This window comes from Streptomyces sp. NPDC041124 (genome assembly GCF_055592385.1).
Map to the genome: position 1 here is coordinate 49,655 of NZ_JBVIYR010000013.1, position 17,430 is coordinate 67,084.

The 17,430-nt window shown below is 69.0% G+C and carries 15 protein-coding genes and 3 pseudogenes; 12 read left to right on the top strand and 6 right to left on the bottom strand.

Annotation, left to right across the window (positions count from 1 at the left end; all coding sequences use genetic code 11):
* Window positions 1-401: 401 nt before the first annotated feature.
* Together ACZ6A9_RS29310 and ACZ6A9_RS29315 are read right to left on the bottom strand one after the other, a co-directional pair.
* Window positions 402-1,139: a hypothetical protein gene (locus tag ACZ6A9_RS29310; protein ID WP_468991411.1), complete on the bottom strand. Its 738-nt coding sequence runs from the start codon at window positions 1,137-1,139 to the stop codon at window positions 402-404.
* 698 nt (window positions 1,140-1,837) lie between these two features.
* The gene (locus ACZ6A9_RS29315) at window positions 1,838-4,396 is read right to left on the bottom strand and encodes a DUF6185 family protein (RefSeq protein ID WP_468991413.1); all 2,559 of its coding nucleotides are present in this window, start codon (window positions 4,394-4,396) and stop codon (window positions 1,838-1,840) included.
* Window positions 4,397-5,378: 982 nt separating this feature from the next.
* On the opposite strand from ACZ6A9_RS29315, the gene ACZ6A9_RS29320 reads away from it, so the two are divergent.
* The 6 genes and pseudogenes from ACZ6A9_RS29320 to ACZ6A9_RS29345 all read left to right on the top strand — a co-directional run bounded on the left by ACZ6A9_RS29320 (window position 5,379) and on the right by ACZ6A9_RS29345 (window position 9,391).
* Window positions 5,379-5,723: a hypothetical protein gene (locus ACZ6A9_RS29320; RefSeq protein WP_468991417.1), complete on the top strand. Its 345-nt coding sequence runs from the start codon at window positions 5,379-5,381 to the stop codon at window positions 5,721-5,723.
* A 469-nt stretch (window positions 5,724-6,192) separates the two neighbouring features.
* Entirely contained in the window at window positions 6,193-6,435 is a 243-nt protein-coding gene (locus ACZ6A9_RS29325; protein ID WP_468991420.1) for a hypothetical protein, read from the top strand.
* Between the two features lie 89 nt (window positions 6,436-6,524).
* Window positions 6,525-7,316, top strand: coding sequence for an XRE family transcriptional regulator (locus ACZ6A9_RS29330; protein ID WP_468991423.1), 792 nt, complete (start codon window positions 6,525-6,527; stop codon window positions 7,314-7,316).
* 11 nt (window positions 7,317-7,327) lie between these two features.
* Window positions 7,328-8,158: a DUF6207 family protein gene (locus tag ACZ6A9_RS29335; protein ID WP_468991428.1), complete on the top strand. Its 831-nt coding sequence runs from the start codon at window positions 7,328-7,330 to the stop codon at window positions 8,156-8,158.
* 263 nt (window positions 8,159-8,421) lie between these two features.
* Window positions 8,422-8,716: pseudogene (locus ACZ6A9_RS29340) on the top strand (hypothetical protein).
* Window positions 8,713-9,391, top strand: a pseudogene (locus ACZ6A9_RS29345) (nucleotidyl transferase AbiEii/AbiGii toxin family protein). Before ACZ6A9_RS29340 ends, ACZ6A9_RS29345 begins: the two co-directional pseudogenes overlap by 4 nt.
* A gap of 391 nt (window positions 9,392-9,782) precedes the next feature.
* Here ACZ6A9_RS29345 and ACZ6A9_RS29350 read toward each other — a convergent pair.
* The gene (locus ACZ6A9_RS29350) at window positions 9,783-10,253 is read right to left on the bottom strand and encodes a nuclear transport factor 2 family protein (protein ID WP_053637133.1); all 471 of its coding nucleotides are present in this window, start codon (window positions 10,251-10,253) and stop codon (window positions 9,783-9,785) included.
* 159 nt (window positions 10,254-10,412) lie between these two features.
* Between ACZ6A9_RS29350 and ACZ6A9_RS29355 the strand changes: the two genes are divergently transcribed.
* From ACZ6A9_RS29355 to ACZ6A9_RS29365, 3 genes are all read left to right on the top strand, one after another.
* The gene (locus tag ACZ6A9_RS29355; protein WP_228967424.1) at window positions 10,413-10,856 is read left to right on the top strand and encodes an Rrf2 family transcriptional regulator; all 444 of its coding nucleotides are present in this window, start codon (window positions 10,413-10,415) and stop codon (window positions 10,854-10,856) included.
* A 449-nt stretch (window positions 10,857-11,305) separates the two neighbouring features.
* Window positions 11,306-11,881 carry a hypothetical protein gene (locus tag ACZ6A9_RS29360; protein ID WP_468991432.1) on the top strand — a complete coding sequence of 192 codons (576 nt, stop codon included), beginning with the start codon at window positions 11,306-11,308 and terminating at the stop codon, window positions 11,879-11,881.
* Window positions 11,882-11,989: 108 nt separating this feature from the next.
* Window positions 11,990-12,160, top strand: a complete 171-nt coding sequence (locus ACZ6A9_RS29365) for a hypothetical protein (protein ID WP_468991435.1) — start codon at window positions 11,990-11,992, stop codon at window positions 12,158-12,160.
* Window positions 12,161-12,213: 53 nt separating this feature from the next.
* On the opposite strand, the gene ACZ6A9_RS29370 is transcribed toward ACZ6A9_RS29365, so the two are convergent.
* On the bottom strand, window positions 12,214-12,729 hold the full coding sequence (locus tag ACZ6A9_RS29370) for a hypothetical protein (RefSeq protein WP_468991437.1): 516 nt from the start codon (window positions 12,727-12,729) through the stop codon (window positions 12,214-12,216).
* A gap of 61 nt (window positions 12,730-12,790) precedes the next feature.
* Between ACZ6A9_RS29370 and ACZ6A9_RS29375 the strand changes: the two genes are divergently transcribed.
* Both ACZ6A9_RS29375 and ACZ6A9_RS29380 read left to right on the top strand, forming a co-directional pair.
* Window positions 12,791-13,561: a transposase gene (locus ACZ6A9_RS29375; protein WP_468991440.1), complete on the top strand. Its 771-nt coding sequence runs from the start codon at window positions 12,791-12,793 to the stop codon at window positions 13,559-13,561.
* Between the two features lie 671 nt (window positions 13,562-14,232).
* On the top strand, window positions 14,233-14,682 hold the full coding sequence (locus ACZ6A9_RS29380) for a nuclear transport factor 2 family protein (RefSeq protein WP_468991443.1): 450 nt from the start codon (window positions 14,233-14,235) through the stop codon (window positions 14,680-14,682).
* Window positions 14,683-14,832: 150 nt separating this feature from the next.
* On the opposite strand, the pseudogene ACZ6A9_RS29385 reads toward ACZ6A9_RS29380, so the two are convergent.
* Window positions 14,833-15,033 (bottom strand): annotated as a pseudogene (locus tag ACZ6A9_RS29385) (hypothetical protein); the annotation flags it as partial.
* Here ACZ6A9_RS29385 and ACZ6A9_RS29390 point away from each other — a divergent pair.
* Window positions 14,939-15,256 (top strand): hypothetical protein, encoded by a 318-nt coding sequence (locus ACZ6A9_RS29390; RefSeq protein WP_468991445.1) that lies wholly within the window; start codon window positions 14,939-14,941, stop codon window positions 15,254-15,256. The pseudogene ACZ6A9_RS29385 and the gene ACZ6A9_RS29390 sit on opposite strands and share 95 nt — an antisense overlap.
* A gap of 1,192 nt (window positions 15,257-16,448) precedes the next feature.
* Here the strand turns inward: ACZ6A9_RS29390 and ACZ6A9_RS29395 are convergent.
* Entirely contained in the window at window positions 16,449-17,393 is a 945-nt protein-coding gene (locus ACZ6A9_RS29395) for a C40 family peptidase (RefSeq protein WP_468991447.1), read from the bottom strand.
* Window positions 17,394-17,430 lie beyond the last annotated feature (37 nt).

The following is a 17,430-nucleotide window of genomic DNA, read 5'->3' on the forward strand; positions in this document are numbered from 1 at the left end:
CCACGCCTTTGACACCTGGATCGCTGACGAGGAACGGCGCGAGACCGAACCGGAATCGCCGACGACCACCAGACCGCCGCGGCTGAGACCTGCCAGGACTCCGCTTCCAGTGCTGAACGTGTTCCTCTACCCACGTTCAGCAAACTGCCCCCCGCGCCGAACCCTGGCGCCCGACCGGGCTGTGGCACCGGCCCTGACAGCCGGGGACGGCCGGTAGAAGCCCCTCCCCGGCCCAGGAACCCCCGCCACGGCGGGGGTTCCTGCGTTCCTCCCCCAGGTGTAGGGGTTTGGCCAAGGTGAGCCCAAAGGGGGCAGTGGGATGATCTTGGCCGGACCCCTATCGGGAGGCACGGCATCGCCTGCGGCCGTAGAGCACGGCCGCAGGGAGTCTCTTCGTTCCCTCATTGCGGTCGCATGAGCTCAAGGTCCTCGCCCCATGCATCCAGTACCTCGCCGTGTCCGGCCTCTCGGGCCGCCGTCTCGACGAGGGTGAACAGGTGCCGCTGCAGGGGTACGTCGCCTGTTGCCGAGATGCCGTCCACGGCACGGAGCAACACGTCGGTGTCCCAGCCCGGAAGCGGGTGCCGGTCAAGCTCCCACTCGAGGTACTTGTTGTAGGGGCGGGGACGACGGTCGAGAGCGAAGAGCAGCTCAAGCAGGAACCGAATGCTGTCGGCGGCGTCGAGGCGAGCGGCGAGAGCCTGGCCGTCCCGGTGATTCTTGACGGAGCGGTAGAGCGAGTTGGCGTAGGCGTCGAGCCAGCCACTGGCGTTTTGGAATGCCTCATCAGCGCCCAGGCGAGCCTTGTCGGCGAGGATCCGGGAGATGCCTCCGTCGAGCCGGTCGAGCACGATCTGGGCCCGGGCGAGAGCGTAGCGTTCGAAACCCGGCATTCCGGCTGCACGGAACTCGGCGAGAGAGACGATGACGAGGTCCAGCTCGGCGGTGCGGTGGCCCGCAAGCCGGGTGAGATCGGTAGTGGCGTCATCGGCGAGGACCACGTACAGATCACGGTCGGAATGCTGGGTGATCATGCCGTCGTGGGCTCGGGAACCTTTGAGGACGAGGCCGACGACGGCTGGATCAGCGGTGGCGAGTTCGACGAGCGCGTCGTAGGTGAGAGGCTGCTGAGCAGTCATGGTGTGGATCTCCGCTGGGGTGATGACGGGTATGCCTGCTGGGGCGGCCCCTTCTTCGAGAGGCGCCCTGCACCGTCTGCGGCTGCACGGGGCCGCCGCCCGGAAGATCAACGCACGTCCGGACCCTACCTCCGGCCGGGACGTGGGTCAGGGCATCCGGGGAGACGTCCCGGCCAGCCCCCCTTGGCCACAGCCACTCGCCGAGGCTGCGACCGGCACGGTCGCCTGACAGCGACCGTGCGCGGCCGGTTGATCAGGCGTCCGCGCGGCGCAGCCGCTCAGGTGCTTCGTTGCCCAGCCGGGCGGCGGCGGAGCCGTTGGGCGCCTCCCAAACTCATTGAGAAGCGACATCGCTACTGCTCGATAAAGCCAACCCCACCAACTGCGACCGCGGCCAGACTGCTGCACTGGTCCATCTGGCGCAGACGCCACCAGGCAACCGCCCGGCGCAGCCACTACCGACGACGGTCTGACCATGAACCTGCTGGATAGGCCACGAAACCAGACCGGAGTACTAACCGTTCCGAAGATCTGCCTTCTGCTCGCCACCCTCTTCGACCCACCGACCGTGTCCGCGGCCCGAGTGACGCACTGGTCGACCTGGCGCCGACACCGCCAAGCAACAGCCCGCCGCAGCCACTACCAACGGCGGTCCGCCCACGAACCTCCCGCGTAGATCACGAAACTGCACTGGAGTATTAGTTCCCGGAGTCCTCACCTCCGGCACTGTCACCAGGGTTTCGATCGATCACGATCATCGGGTCGTTCCCCTTCATCTGCTGCCAGATGGTCACCAGCGCCACGAGCTGGCCGACGAGGAAAGCCATCTGGACCGAGGCCGTGCGCCACTGGTAGACGGACAACAACAGGCTCGCTTTGGTGGGCCAGTAACGCTTCTCCCCGTGGAAGGTGTCGATGTCCATCGCGACTCCGGTCAGAGTCAGGACAAGCAGCGTGAGACTGAGATCCAGCGGCCACGTACCGAAGGACTGGTCGATGATCCAGTCGCCGGCCCACTGCGCCACTACCGGCGCCGCGTAAACGAGGGCCAGCCCGGACGCGCGCGTCGGACCGCGTCGGCCGGGCAGCACACGCCAGAGTGCGCCCAGCGTGAAGCCGGCACCCACCCAGAGGAGTTCCGTGGAGACCGCGGACGTCACCGTCTCGACGAGTCCGAAGCGCTGCAGGAACTTGTCGGTCCACCGGACGCCGCGGAGATGATCGGACCAGGTCAGTATGGCTACCGCGGGCACCGAGATCAACGCGGCGAAGTACGCGCCCCGGCAGGCGTTGCCCCACCAGGTGGTCCGCGGACCCCAGGCCAGGGCCAGCTCCACCGGGCCGATCGAAGGCGGCAGCCGCACCCACGTGTGCGGCAGGCCGGGTGGCGGGGAAGGGTGAGGCACCCGGTGCAGCCGGTCGAGCTTGTGCTCCATGTCGGAGCGATCTCCGTCCTGCTGTCCCTGCTCCACTCGGCGTAGCTGGGCGTGCAGTTCACGATGGCTCCGGGCCGCCTTGAGCAGGTGCCGCCGGTCGGACTCCTTGGCCACTTCGTGCAGCCGGTGGCCCGGGAGCAGCTTCTGGTACAGGACGGCGCGCCTGGTTCCCAGTGCGAGCAGGCCGGTCAGGGTGAGCCAGAGGGCGAGCAGCGGCAGTAGGGGCAGGGGGACCCCGGCGTACCAGCCGGCGACCGGCGCGACGCAGACGACGAAGAACACCTTCAGGGTCCGCAGCTCCGCCGGTGAGGGGAGGGCGGCAGCCGGAACGTCTGCCGTGCCGCGGGCACGCAGGACGGCCAGGATCGCCAGAGAGGGGGCTGACCACCAGAGATAGGTCCCGTGGAACCAGTCCAGCCAGTCCGAGGGGAACCAGCGTATTTCGTTGAACAGGGTTGCCACATGCCACACGCCGTAGACCTCGTGCGCGTTGCGCCTGCTCAGCCAGCTCTGGTGCTCCCACAGGTTCTCTGCGGCCCACACGCTGACCGCGGAGACCGTCACCGATACGAGCACCATCGCGACCAGCAGCACGTGCGGGAAGCGACCTCGTGCCCTCCCTGCCGTCGGGGCATCACTGGAGCGCCACAGCCGCAGCATGGATGCCAGGGCACCCACCAGCCAGACGAAGACGACACACGCGCACGCCCCGGCGAAGGCGACCATGGCCCCGTTCTCCCGGAACCAACGCACCTCGTGCGGGGCATTTTCCCAGTCGAGCCACATCTGAGAGGGCAGTGCGAACCACTCGGGGCTGCATGCCACGGCGATCACGTATCCGGCGGCGGCGGTGACGAGACCGACGGCAGTCCTTCCCGGCATGCCGAAGACGCACAGGGCCAACCCAGTCAGGAGGGTGAGCCCGAAGTGGACGGCGGTGCGGTGCTGGTCCGTCCAGAACAGGGCCATCTCCTGACCCGCGAAGTGAGCGAGCAGCGCGTCGTCGAGTAATTGAACAACGGTGACCGCGAACGCCAGCCAACTCATGACCAGCAGATTGCGGGCCGTGCGTGTCTCGGCGTCGGTGCGTGGCGCGGAGACAGGCGCGCGCCGCACCGTACGCGTCGTGACCAGAAGCAGGGCGAGGAGGACTCCGTGCAACGGCAGCCAGCCCAGCCAGCCGACGACGAACCAAGGCTGGTCGTTCAGCCGTGACGCGAATGCCTTGGCTGCCGGCGGTTGCAGGGTGATCCGCACCTCGGGAGGCTTGCTTCCTGCCTTCTCCCTGGTCCAGGTCAGTTTCGTCGTGGCACCCGTGGTGGGCGTCGAGGAGAGGCTCCGGGCGGCCCGCCCGCCCAGATCGACGGTGATCTTCTGCCACCAGGCCCCGTCCAGGGCAGGCGGACGCATGAGTTCCAGGCGCCACAGCCGGTGGCCCACGGTGAGACTCCAGGGACCGAAGTGCCGGGTCTGAAGATTGACGACCCAGGTCGTCACACGCTGGTCGACCCTCACCCCATCCTCTTCGACCGTCACCGTCGGCGGCTTCGTGCGCCCCTCCGTGTCCCGGTACGGAAAGGGATCGTCGGGGTAGCGCAGCAGACACCGCATGGCCGTCCGGAACCGCTCCGTGTCCCCGTTCAGCAGGAGATCCGCCGACCGCCCCCAGGACTTGGGCACCTTCACCGTGAGGCGCCCCTCGGCCTTCGTGAAGTCCTCGCCCTCGTGCTCGAAACGCACCGACGCGGTGACACGCGCCGACTTCAGCTGTTCGACATGGCAAGCGTCGTCCGCTGCATGGGCGGTCGTGCCGGGCACCATGCACAGCAGCACTGTCGCGACCAGCAGAAGGAGAACGTGCCGCAGCCCCCGCCCCAACGAGCCCCCACTCGTCTTGCACCACCTGGACCACAGATCCCTACCCTGCGCGGTGGACAATGCCACCTGCTCCCGGGAAAGCGCGTGCCCGGGCAGGGTCGATCCGGCCCAGCGGGTGCCTTGGCGAAGGACCGGCCACCGAAGTGACGAGCGCCCAACGATCATGGCGTGCCTCCGGCGGGGGACCGGTCGGCCCCGGGAGGGAGGGGGCGCCGTCGCCGACTGCGGGTACGTCGTGGCGTGCGCGGGCTGCTCCCATCCCGTCCACCGCCGACCCAGGCAGAGCCGAGCAGACGTGGCTCCTGGCGTCCAGGTCGTTCGTACAGTGGTGCGCTCCACCTGGACACCAGGAGCCACGCCCGCTCCACGGTGTGTGAATCGGCGGCGGACGGGATGGGAGCCGGGGACAGTGGTGGTGGAGGGAGCCGGGAGCGCTGACGCGGGACGCGAGCGCGTCCGGACGGTACAGCTGGTGCGGCCCTCTTGCGATCGCTTCAGGAGCCGCGCGCCGGGGTAGACAGACACGTCGGGCACCTGGTGCACGACCAGGGCGGCGTCCCGGCCGGGAAGCCGGGCCCGCGTCGTGGCGTCCTCGCCCGCGTCGCCGGCGAGGATCTTCTCCAGGGCGCGCAGCTCCCGGTCCGCGGTCGTGGCCGGCAGGTGCGCGTCCTGCGTCATGGTGTGGGGTCCGTACCCCTTGCACTGTCCATCCGGCACATCCGCTCCCTAGCTCTCGCCAGCCCCGGCGGGCCCCGTTTCGCCCTTGCGCTCCATAGGTCGTAGGCGCGGCTCGCGGCTCTCCCCCCTCCCCAGCCCCATAAAAAGGATGTGATGTGAGTCACGCGGGGGGAGTGGGTCGGACGGTCCCTACACCCTCAACAACCGGCCACCCCAGTGGTGACCTTCCGTCAGGGAAAGGAATCCCATGAGCACCAGCCACGTCCCCGGCCAGGGCCACCCCGACAGCCTTACGACCACTCCGGCCCCCGCCACGGGTGAGCCGCAGGCGCACCACGCCGGTTACGCCCCGCAGGCCATACCGCACCCCCAGCCCCCGCAAAGCCCTCACCCGCCACAACCCCCTGCCGCGGGCGCCAGTGCCCTGCTGGGGCTGCGCAGCGCCATCATCCTGATGCTCGGCGTCCTCGTCGGCACCGGCGCCGGCGTCCTCACCTGCCTCGCCCAGCACGACGCCGCCACCGCCGTTCTCGCGGGCGGCGCGGCCTTCGCCGGCGCGGTGCTGTTCTTCCACACCATCATCGCCGTCTGATCCCGGGCCGTGGCGTCCCACACGGGACCCCACGGCCCGTCGAGAGCAGATGGCGAGTGCGTGACCGCGTCAGGGAAACCCCGCCGGCCCACTTCGTCCGGCCGCGTGGGACCGAAGCGCACGGGTGGTGGGCCGTGCGGCCCCCTCTTCCTTCTTCAGCACAGGGGGCCGCACGTGGTGCGGCGTCGAGTGGCGCCTTGTGAGCATCCATGATGAGGGATCGCGTGCAATTGCAGAGCAGAAGTGCTGTTTTTCTCCTCAAAGGGATGAACCCGCGCGCTGTGAGGCCCGCGAGGCGGGTGGCGGGGCGTAGCGGGAGGTGGCGGATTTTCTTATTGTTCCGTAATCCCATGATCACATGGCGTTGGGCGGCTGTGTGCGGCCATTCTGGCGGTCCCTTCCTGATGGCGCTTCAGCACCGTCTGACGGAGGGCTCGTTGGTGCCGTTCGCTCACAGAAACAGAGTGCGATGTCGAGTAAGAAGGTGGTGGCCGCTGTCGTCCTGGCGGCGGCCCTCACGTGGAGCACGGTGATGACCGTGCTGGGACACGCGGCCGCCGCGGCGGTCCTGCTGCCCTCCTTGGGCCTGCTCGCGCAGCAGGTCGTCCATGCGCTCACGGCGTCCGACGGACGCTCCCGTCCCGCGGACGCCGCACCGTCCTCCGCCGACGGCCCGACCGGGCGGCGGCGGGACGGCCAGGAGGCGCCGTGATGATGCCGTCGTCCGATGCCGCCCAGCCCCCACCACACAGCGTCAGACGGGGCCGCCCGCCGGCCCCCATCTCCCCGGAGGCGGGCCCGTTGCACCGCGCCTGGCTCGAACCCGTCCGCGGCGTGCTCTCCGTCAGCGGCCTGACCCTGGACGATCTCGCCGACCGCTCCGGCTACTCCAAGACCCGGATCAGCGAACTCCTCCGCGGAAACGGCTACTACCCCGCCTGGGAGATCACCTTCAGCGTGATCAGAGTCCTGGAGATACCCGCGGCACCCATGTGCCGACTGTGGACGGCCGCCGCCCGCGAAGCCCACAAGGGCACGGAGTGGATCCGCCAGTGCATCGAGCAGGTCGCCCACGAGGCCGAAGGGCCCCCGCTGCCCTACCAGGCGTTCACCGACACCATGTACCACCCCTACCTGGAATACGCCCGCGCCTTCCTCCTGACCGACCGGCGGGCCCGGGGCGTCGTCGCGGAAGCCAACGACATCCTGTGGCTCTCCTGGACCGAAGCCACCGCCAGCGAGAACCTCAACCGCTACGCCTGGCTCCTGCTGCGCTCCCGGGTCATGCTCCGCACCCCCCGCCACGAAGGCCATCCCGATCTGCGCGCCGCCGTCTTCTCCACCCGCGAGATCCGCGCCGGCCAGGACCCCGGGCACATGATCGCCCTGTCCGAACTGGTCGATCTCTTCGACGCCATCAGCCGCCTGCCCGACGACCAGATGGACGTCGCCGTCCTGCACTACCTGTGCGGCATCCCCGACCAGCGCATCCCCCACGTCCTCGGGCTGAGCCCCGCCATCGCCCACGCCGTCGACCACCACGCCCGCGCCACCGTCGAGGCCCTCCTCGACGCCCCCGACACCCGGGAGTGACCCCGCCCGCCATGTCTGCCATCGACCAGCTCCTCGCCCGAGCCCGCCTGCACCACCATCCCGACGTCCCCGACGACACCGTCCCCCACGACGACGGCACCTGCCCCGACCACCTCCCGGCCGCCCCCCTGCCCGCCGGCCCCGACCACACCGACCGGGCCGCGGCCCGGCAACTCCACACGCTGTGCGAAACTGCGGTCACCGCTCTCACCCCCGACGTCCTGGCCTTCCTCACCGACCAGGTCCCCGACCACCACAGCGCCTGGCTCCTGGGCTGTGCCCTCCACCTCGCGGGCATCGAGGACGGCGCCCGCTTCTGGTGGCAGTACGCCGCCGGCGACGGCCACCCCCCGGCCTGCTACACCCTCTCCCTGCACCACCGCGTCCGCGGCGAACAGCACGCCGCCGCCTTCTACGCCCAGCAGACCGGCCTCGACCTCACCCCGGAGGCCGGGGCGTCGGAACCCCTCACCGTCGCCGGCACATGCCCGCCCGCGGACATCCGCTTCGACGCCGGACTCCCCACCGTGCTCCGCATCCTCAGCGAACTCGCCGCCCCGGGCCGCCGCCACCGGCCCCACCGCATCGACGCCCTGACCAACTACGTCGCCGACGCCGTCACCCCCCACTACGACCGCCACCCGAACATCGAACTGCCCGTCCCCGAACCCCGGTTCGCCGACAGGATCGACTTCCTCCTCAACACCAAACCACCGTGGAAGGCCCGCACCCGCGCCCCTCGCGCCACCGCACCCGCCCTGCCCGTCCGCACGGACCACGACCGGAACGAAGACTCCCGGGCATGGCCGTCCTGCGCACATCGAGGCGCAGCCGAGTCCTGACCCGGGACACCGGCCGCGCGGCAGCGGGACGATCGCGCTCCGCCGTGCAGTCAGGCCAGGTCAAAGGGCTGATCGGGACTGTGAAGGCATGGCGCGCAATCCGCACGGACGATGTACCTCGACCCTCGCGTCCGGTACCGGGTCCGGCGCGGCCTTCGACGGACCCGATGGACGGAGGGATAATGCCGGGCATGGACCCGTTGCACCACCGCTCGCTCGAACCCTCCGCCGCAGAGGTGCCGCGTGCCCGGTAAGCGGGCCGTCTGCCCGGCCGCCTGGACGAGCTGACCGGACCGGCGCACGGGTGGGCGGGTCGAGCTCCCGCTGCATGTGGCCTGGTCCGGCCTGCGCGCGTACGACCTCGACCGGCCGCGTCAGCGGATGAGCTACCGGACCGTCCTGGCCGAGGGACGGCGCCAGGACCTCCTCGCCTTCCTGAACCGGGACCTGCTCGCCTCCCAGTGGCCCGCGCTGCGCACCCTGATCAGCAGGCACATCCGTGATGTGTGGGAGGACGCCTTCCCCGAGCTCGCCCGTGAGGCGTCCGCCGCCGCGTGAACCTCAGCGACCTGCACCGCCGTCTCCTGTCCGACGTCCTCGCCGTCGGCACGGCCTACCCGCTGGTCAATCACCGGCGGATACGCCGTCCGGGCGCACGGGCTGGTAGACCGGCTCAGCCAGGACCTCGAAGTCGCCACGGAGAACCCCGTCCCCATGGCGGACATCGCCGAGCATCTGCGCCGGGCACTGACCGAACGAGGCTGGCGCGTGACGGTGATCGACGTCGACCCGCTGTCGGCACGCCTCGTGGCGGCCGACCCGGACACCGGCGAGGACTGCGAGGTGGACGTCCTCAAGGAGAACCTGTGGGCCACACCGCTCACCACCGAGTACGGACCGGTCCTCGCCCTCGACGACGTGATCGGCACCAAGGTCCGCGCCCTCGCCGACCGCGGCGCGGTCCGCGACCTGATCGACGTCCACGCCGCCTCCGCCCACCACACGGCCACCGAGCTCGAGCGGCTGGGCGAAAGGCACGGCCGCGACGAGTTCCGCCGCCAGGACCTGCGTGACCGCCTGGCCGGCGCCGAGTGGTACGACGACGAGGAGTTCGCCTCCTACGGCCTCACCGGGGAGCCGATCACGAAGCTCAGGGCATGGGCCCAGCAGTGGACGAGCGACCTCGACCAGCGGCTGGGCGAGGACGAGGACGAAGACCTTCAGGACACCTGAAGGCGGCAGAAGGGTCTGCTCGTGATCGTCACGGACTCATGGCAGGCCGAGCCCTCCGTGATCCGTGCACGCGTGGAACTTGTCCACGGTCAGCGTCGGATGCGCAGGGCTCGGCGGCATGGGGGAGGGTGGTCCGGCCCCGCGTACCTCGATGATCTTTGGGGTGGGGTCTCGTCGCAGCCGTGTGTCTCGTGGAGGCGGGCCCGGAGAACGTCACTCCATGTGGGTCGTTGCCCTACCTGCCGGCCAGGGCTGCTGATACTCGATGAGTCGGCCTGCCGGGTCGTGTCGGCGGTTGGGTGCGAACAACAACTTTGTTCAAGAAGCAGCGCCGGGTATGCGGCCCGAAGAAGGGAGTGTCTTGTCGCATACTCGGCGCTGACCGGCAGAGTTACGCCGTCGTGGCTGCTGTCTCGGTGGCTTCGACTGCGGACTTGAAGTCAGGGTGAACCCCGATTTGATCAAGCCACACGCTCATCGAGTTGTAGCAATTGAACCTTTCGATCTTTCCGTCACGGAGGTACCAGAGGTCCGCCGCCGGCACGTCGATCCGGTTGCCGGTCGGTGGGATCTCGCCGACCGGAGTCGGAAACCCTCCGAGATGCGTGCCCTGGATTCGCAACTCGACGGCGACGACATCACCGAACGCATGTACCTCGAGCAGCTCACGGTGTACATCGGGGAACGAGCGGGCGAGGCCCGCGATCACCTGAGGGATCTGCTCTCCGCGGAAACTCTGCGAGGTCGACATGTCGTTGAACGACCCGTCCTCGGTGAACAAGGCCAGGAAACCGTCACCGTCGAGAACGTTCCCCTCCGCGAGCCGGTAAGCCTCGCGAATGGTCTTTTCGTTACTTTCCATTCCTGTTCTCCTTCGAGTTCGCAACACGCTCACGATCCGCGCTTGTCTTTGATCGACCTCCTGCTGTCGTAACGATAGCCGTTACGACAACGCAGTCGCAACCTTCACTGTTGCGACTGCGCTGTCGTAACATGGAGCGTTGCGACCGGAGGAGGGATCATGAGCGCCAACAGCAGGCTGACCATTGCCGCCCATGCGCTGGCCTGGATCGGTCTCTATCAGCGCCAGGGCCATGAGGTCGCCACCTCCGAGCAGATCGCGACCAGCGCGAACACCAACCCCGTGGTGATCAGACGGCTGCTCGGCGAGCTGCGCAGGGCAGGGCTCGTGGAGTCCCGGCGGGGCGCGGGCGCGGGATGGTCGCTGGCGCGCGAGCTCGGGTCGATCACCCTGCTCGACGTGTACGAGGCAGTGGAACCCGGCCCGCTGTTCGCGATGCACCGCACCACCCCGGACCAGGGATGCGTGGTGGGTCACGGCATCCAGCCGGCAATGCGGGGCATCTACCAGGACATCGAGGAGACCCTGAGACACGAACTGGCCCGCGTCACGCTCGAGAAGGTACTCAGGGACGTACTCGCGGCACCTCGCCAGCCTCTCTGATCAGCTGGCGACCCCGTGCGAACCGCAGGGTTCGGCGTGGGTCCTGCCCACCGGGGCGGAGTGACGTGAGCGTGGAGATGGAACCCCGCGCCGAACGCGTTGGATCCGCCGCCGGAACAGACGGCGGGCGCAGGCGAGCTCACCGCGGACCAGGCCGTGCTCGTCCAGCGGCTCTACGACGACGAGCGGGAGAAGACCGTCCAGCAGATCCCCGACAGATTCGGCGTGCCCCGTTTCACGGTGCACGGACACCTCGACAAGCCCAGACCGTCCCCCGTCAGGCCCAGAAGGCTGCGACCGCCCACCCAGCCGGACAGCCGGACAGACCATCAGCTGCCGCACTTCCTCAGGCCCCGGGTTCCTCCGGTGACGTCGAGTTGAGAACAAGAGCCCAGTTCGTTTCCCCCAAGAGCATGGTCAACGCCTGGTCTCGGAACGAGGATGCAGGCATGTCATCTGAACTGCTGACTGGGGCCGTGGGCCTTCTTGGAGCGGCCCTCGGCGCCGCCGGTGCAGTGTGGGCCGGATCGGTGACCGCCAAGTCGCAACGCCAACAGACGCGGGACCAACTCGAGGCAACCCAAACGCGGTGGGTGTTGGACAACAAGCGCGACGCTTACATGCAGCTTCTGACGCGAGCCTCCATGTGGCAGTCCGCCTCCTGGGAGCTCTTCAACAGCCTCTGCAACGGTATCGGCGAGGAGGAGAAGGCCGAGATCCATCGCCGAAAGCATGGATGCTGGCAGGAGTTTGCCGCAACGTCGACAGCAGCCAAGGTGTTCACGACAGACACAGACGTCCAGGCGGCAACGCGTCGGATGCAAGACGCTCTCCTCGCCCTTGACCGGGTGTCTGAGGATTGGTACCGCGGGACGGGGCACGGCGGGCGGGATAGCCGCGCAGAAGCCTTCCGTGCCAGAAGTCACGAGTGCGAAGTCGTGACCGCCTCTCTCGCGGAGAGAATCGAGGCCGCCCTGAATCTGTCAACGACCAGGCCAAGATCCGGGGCGCCGAACACCCGATGAGTAACTCACCCCATCAGGCGAGGCAAGCACATCACCTACGTCCGCCCAGGCCGGAGGCACCTGGAGGCGGTACCCCTCCGGAGATCACCTGCAGTCACCAGTGGCGACATGATCACCCTCGGCCCGATCGCCCGCACGGCCGCAGACCTGGACGTCCCCCTGGACGTGATCGCCGCCCCGGCCCCCGCCGACGCCGCCGCCTGGAGGATCGACCTCCCGGCCCCGAAGTTCACCAGCCTGCGCCAGTACCGCATCGGCATCTGGGCAGATGACGACTAAGGGTTGTCCCGTAAACCCGAGGAGTTGCGCCACGGCCCTCTGGGCAGGGGGTCTCAGGCTTGGTCGTGGCTCGCTGAGGCACTGTGATCACGCTGCTGGGTGCTGGACGACTTCCGCCACTGGTCCACCACGTCGTCCACTTCGTCCAGGGCAGGATCGCGGCTTCCGCTGGGCGCGTAGGCCGGTGACCGGTCAGCGCGTAGTGGCAGATGTGCGCAGTACCAGGCCCGGCGGGCACCGGCTATCTCTGCGGGCGTGCCCGTGCGGAGGTAGCCGAGCAGTGCTGTCATGACCTTGCGGCGCCCGAATGCGTAGAGCGCCGGCTCGACGAACCAGCGGCAGAAGCTTGGGTCCGGGTCGTAGACAGCAGCGGCCATCAGCGGATCGAAGAACTCCTCGGGCAGGGTGGCGCGTTCCAGCAGTGGCCTTCGTGCGGCTCCGGCCAGGTGCCGGGCACGTCGGTCTTCAGGCACGTCGGCCGCAGCCTCAAGGTGCAGCAAACGGGCCACTTCGGCTGCGCATGCAAGAAATGTACGTGTGGATGCCTCGTGGCGGTCACCTTCGCTCATGGCAGGATTCTCGACCACGGGCCTGAGCAGAAGTGGTCGCATGGGGCGAGATGATCTCGATGTGGCTGGTGTGATTACGGCGTCGGAGCCGTCTTGGATAGCCGCGTTCTCCGGGCTGAGTCCGCGTGCCTTCGGGAAGCTGGTGACGGTGCTGCGCCGCGCAGGTGCGGACACGGCCCGCAAGGGCCGGCCGTGGAGCCTTCCGCTGGAAGACCGGACCCTGCTGGTCACCGCCTACTGGCGTACGAACCTGACCATGCAGCAGCTCGCTCCGCTGTTCGGGGTCTCGAAGTCGGCGGCGGACCGGATCATCGACGACCTGGGGCCGATGCTCGCGCTCCAGCCCCGTAAGCGGTTCGCGAAGGACACCGTGCTCATCGTGGACGGCACCCTGGTCCCCACCCGGGATCACAGCGTCGCCGAGCGGTCGAAGAACTACCGGTACTCCACCAATCACCAGGTCGTCATCGATGCCGACACCCGCCTGATCGTCGTGGTCGGCCGGTCGCTCGCCGGGAACCGCAATGACTGCAAAGCGTGGGAGGAATCCGGCGCCAAGGCCGCCGTCGGCAAGACCACCACGATCGCCGACGGCGGATACCCGGGTACCGGCCTGGTCATCCCGCACCGCCGCAAGCGCGGCCAGAGCGAACTTTCCGACTGGAAGGAAGAACACAACAAGTCCCACAAGCAGGTTCGGGCCCGGGTCGAGCACGTCTTCGCCCGCATGAAGACCTGGAAGATCCTCCGCGACTGCCGTCTCAAAGGCGACGGCGTCCACAACGCCATGCTCGGCATCGCCCGGATGCACAACCTTGCCCTCGCCGGGTAGGCCGGCGGGCCACGGCGACCGAGCATGCCCGAGGTGACTCGAAGATCATTTACGGGACAGCCCTTACTGCCGCGTCGACTCCGCGACCCGCGGCCTTCTCGGCCAGTCGCCCGGCTCGTCCGCGACGCCGGCGCCACCGTCGACGACAACTCCCCGCCCGTCGACCTCGCCACCAGCGACCACCTGTCCCAGCGGCTGATGTACGCCACCGCGGCCGCATCCGCCGGCGACGAGGCCTTCGCCGCCGACTGCGAGGCCGCCGACGCGCTCCCGACGAGACCCCAGCGTCCTCTACCTCAAGTCATGCACCAAGCGGCATCGCGACTGGGCGCGCGCCGACGAGGACCGCCAGAAGCTCCGCGGTCAGTGGGGGTGGTCTCGGTGCGCGGAGTGGACGCCACGCACCTGTTCCTGACCGACACCGTGCGCTGATCATGCCACGGCCCCGTCGGAGCGGGGCCAGCCTTGCAGAGAGTCGCAAATATGGATGATCTTTCACATAAAGGCATGACCAGACGTGACGTTGACGCTCCGGGGTGATGGATCATGCAGAACAGGCCCGAGGCAGCCGCACGCGCCGCCGCTTAGGGCGTGTGGAAGTGCCGACCGCGCGGCACAACGATGTCTGATTGCCGCCAGCAAGGTCCTGCTGTGGTGCTCATGCTGGCGGCATGACGATGTCATCCACTACGGAGTCAGCAACAGTTCTCACCGGCATGTATGCGGCTGAGGCGGAGTACCTGGCGGCGGGAGGCCCTGGCGAGGCTTCGTTCGACCTGCTCGCTCCCTTCTTTGCGCCGGATGTCGAGCTGCATCAAGCAGATGCTCTGCCCTATGGAGGCATTTGGCGTGGGCACAAGGGCATGGCGCAGTTCTTCCTCATGATGGGAGAGGTGTGGGAGTCGTTCGACATGGTGGAGCAGGAGTTCCTTGCCACCGGTGAGACCGCGGTCGTGCTCACACAGGTCCGTGCTCGCGCTCGCGCGACCGGCCGTGAACTCAGCTTCCCGATTCTGCAGGCGATCACGGTCAAGGACGGGCGGATCACCGAGGTCCGTCCGTTCTACTGGGACACGCGGGCTATCGCCGACGCCTGCGCGGTGCCGACACCGACAGACTGAGGTCGACGGCAAACGCTGGTCACAGCCACTCGATGAGGACTGCCACCAGCACGGTCGCCTCGTAACGGACGGCAAGCTTGTCATGGTCGCCTTGATGCCGCGTCTTCGCAGGTAGGCCCGGTTACGGTGGGAGTCGTACGCCTTGTCGGCCCGCACCCGGTCCGGTCGCCTACGGGGCCGACCGGAACCGATGCGCGGGACCCGGATCGCGTCCAGGACCGACTCGAACTGCGGAAAGTCGCCTCGCTGCCCGGCCGTGATCAGCACCGACAGAGGCTTCTGCCCCTGCTCGACGGCAATGCCGCCGGGCGGCTCCCTTTGCAGATCCCCCGCGAAGGTCGACAACGGCATCGCCGCCACCCGCGACGACGGCATCCGGGGCACCCTCCACCTCGACTCCTACGACGGGAAGCCCGAACTGCGCGCCGAGGGCACGTGTATGCGCTACCGGCACAACTACGGCGACGCATACGACTACATGGACGACGACAACGGAGACGGAACGATCGACGCGTACGAGCAGCCGAACTGGCCAGTGACGGGCGTTCTAAACTGCCGGATGTTCGAGCTCTGAATGGCATCGATCCCGGGGGGCCAGGGTGGACGGGGGACAGCCGCAGCCACATGAGGCTGCGGACGCTGCGCAGTTCGTCGCGGCAATGCGGCAGTTACGGCAGTGGGCGCACGTGAGTTACCGCGAGCTGGAACGGCGGGCCGAGGCTGCTGGAGATGTGCTCCCGCGCGCCACACTCGCCGGTGCGTTGAGCCGGGAGGAGCTCCCCCGGGAGGAGTTGCTGGCTGCCTTCGTCCGGGCCTGCGGCGGGGACCGAAGCACCGTCGAGGCGTGGGTGGGTGTCCGCAAGCGGCTGGCTGTCGACTCCGAGCGGCGTACTTCCGTGGTCGAGGCGTCCGGACTTCCGGCCGTGGCTGAGCCTTCTGCCCGCAGGCGGCCCGCAGGCGGCCTGGAGCCGCACGCTGTGCGGCGACAGGCTCCGCACGACGGCTCGCTCGATGGCCCGGGTGAGCCGGGTGGGGCGAGTACCGGCATACCGGGGACAGAAGACGGGGAGCCCCGTCCCGGCGGGACGGGCACGGAGGCTGCACAACCGGCTGCCGCCGACCGGGCGGAGACGGTGGTCTCGGCAGAGGCCGAGACCGAGGCGGACACCGGCACTGCTGAAACAAGTACGGCTGTGTCGCAGGAGGAGACGGCGGCTGCAGGGGCAGAAGCGGACACCTCGTCGGTGGGGCCGGAGGGTGCTGAGCGCCACCCCGCCCGCCGGCGCGGTCCGATCCTCGTCGCCGCCCTGGCTGTTCTCCTTTCGGCCGGCGTGACCGGGATCGTCCTGGCTCCCGATGACGGCTCCGGTGATCCGCACACGCCCCCGGCCGGCCCGACTGTCGTCGTCACGGTCTCTCCGTCGGAAACGTCCGGCCGGAACCCGGACAGCACCGCCTCCGGCCCGGCGGCCGAGCCCGTCGGCAAGGACACGTCCGCACCAGGGGCCACCCGGCAGGCCCCGCTGCCCACTCCGTCCAGGAGCACGGCCCGGCCCGGTGAGCCCGAGCCGCAGCGGACCTCGCGGCAGCGGGAGTCGACGCCGTACGAACCATCGTCTCCCTACGAACCGCCTCCGCCTCCCTACGATCCCTACGAACCGCCTCCGTCGTCGACCCCGCCCGCCCAGGGCGGTGATCCCTTCCCCGAAGAGACCTGCTGGGACGTCACCAACGACTGTGTCTGACCGGACCGTCATGGGCCGGTCCTACGCTGCGATGTGGCGGTAGCCGACGACCTGTGAGGCCGGCGGCAGCGGTGCGACGGTGACCGTGCTGCCGGAGCGAGGGGCGTGGATGACCTTGCCGTCACCGATGTAGAGGGCGACGTGGCCGCCGCCGTAGCTGATCACCAGGTCGCCGGGGACGAGGTGCGGGCGGGTGGTGGCGTTGCCGGCGTGGATCTGCCGCCAGGTGGTCCGCGGGATGCTCACACCGGCGGCTTTCCACGACTGCATGATCAGGCCGGAGCAGTCGTAACCGTTCGGGCCGGTCGCACCCCAGATGTAGGGCTTTCCGATCTGCGCCTTGGCGAAGGCGACCGCCGCCGCGGCGCGTCCCTTCGCGGCGGGTCGTTGGCTCTTGGGGGGCGTCTTCTTGCCCGATGAGTTCTCGCGGGAGGTGTCCTTGCCGGACCTGTCGGGCGAAGGACGCTTCGCGGGGGCGGGCCCGGACCGCTTTGGGGACGTGATGCCGGCGGCCGCGGCTCCGGGCGCCAGGTGCAGGGTGTCACCGGCGTAGATGAGGGTCGACTGGCCCAGGTCGTTGAGGCGTTGCAGTTCCTTGACCGTGGTGTCGTGACGCTCGGCCAGGGCGAAGAGTGTGTCGCCGGGCCGCAGTACCACTGCCTTGGGCGCAGCGGATCCGGGGCTGGGCTCAGTCTGAGCGGGTGCCGGCGGCGGCGGTTCCGGCGCCTCCTCCACCAGCACCGATCGGTCGGGCGGCGAGGCAGTGGGAGAGGCCCCCTGCAGGCTGAGGACCGCGCCCAGGAGCACGCAGACGATCCCGGTCACGCCCAGGGCCAGCGCGGTCTGCGTGACCCGTACGGCCTTGCGCACTCCTGCCTGGGTGCGTGAGGGGCGGGCGTGTCTGCCGCGGGCCGGGCGAAGTGCCTTGCCGGCCCGGCGGAGGGCCGGCCGTATCTGCAGTGTCATCTCAAACTCCGTTCGCAGGTCACCGTGAGGGCTGGAA

Coding starts and splice junctions, on each gene's coding strand:
- ACZ6A9_RS29350 (WP_053637133.1), bottom strand. CDS start 10,253: ATGGAAAGTAACGAAAAGACCATTCGCGAGGCTTACCGGCTCGCGGAG.
- ACZ6A9_RS29335 (WP_468991428.1), top strand. CDS start 7,328: ATGTCTGCCATCGACCAGCTCCTCGCCCGAGCCCGCCTGCACCACCAT.
- ACZ6A9_RS29325 (WP_468991420.1), top strand. CDS start 6,193: ATGTCGAGTAAGAAGGTGGTGGCCGCTGTCGTCCTGGCGGCGGCCCTC.
- ACZ6A9_RS29370 (WP_468991437.1), bottom strand. CDS start 12,729: ATGAGCGAAGGTGACCGCCACGAGGCATCCACACGTACATTTCTTGCA.
- ACZ6A9_RS29310 (WP_468991411.1), bottom strand. CDS start 1,139: ATGACTGCTCAGCAGCCTCTCACCTACGACGCGCTCGTCGAACTCGCC.
- ACZ6A9_RS29365 (WP_468991435.1), top strand. CDS start 11,990: ATGATCACCCTCGGCCCGATCGCCCGCACGGCCGCAGACCTGGACGTC.
- ACZ6A9_RS29320 (WP_468991417.1), top strand. CDS start 5,379: ATGAGCACCAGCCACGTCCCCGGCCAGGGCCACCCCGACAGCCTTACG.
- ACZ6A9_RS29395 (WP_468991447.1), bottom strand. CDS start 17,393: ATGACACTGCAGATACGGCCGGCCCTCCGCCGGGCCGGCAAGGCACTT.
- ACZ6A9_RS29360 (WP_468991432.1), top strand. CDS start 11,306: ATGTCATCTGAACTGCTGACTGGGGCCGTGGGCCTTCTTGGAGCGGCC.
- ACZ6A9_RS29355 (WP_228967424.1), top strand. CDS start 10,413: ATGAGCGCCAACAGCAGGCTGACCATTGCCGCCCATGCGCTGGCCTGG.
- ACZ6A9_RS29315 (WP_468991413.1), bottom strand. CDS start 4,396: ATGGTGCCCGGCACGACCGCCCATGCAGCGGACGACGCTTGCCATGTC.
- ACZ6A9_RS29380 (WP_468991443.1), top strand. CDS start 14,233: ATGACGATGTCATCCACTACGGAGTCAGCAACAGTTCTCACCGGCATG.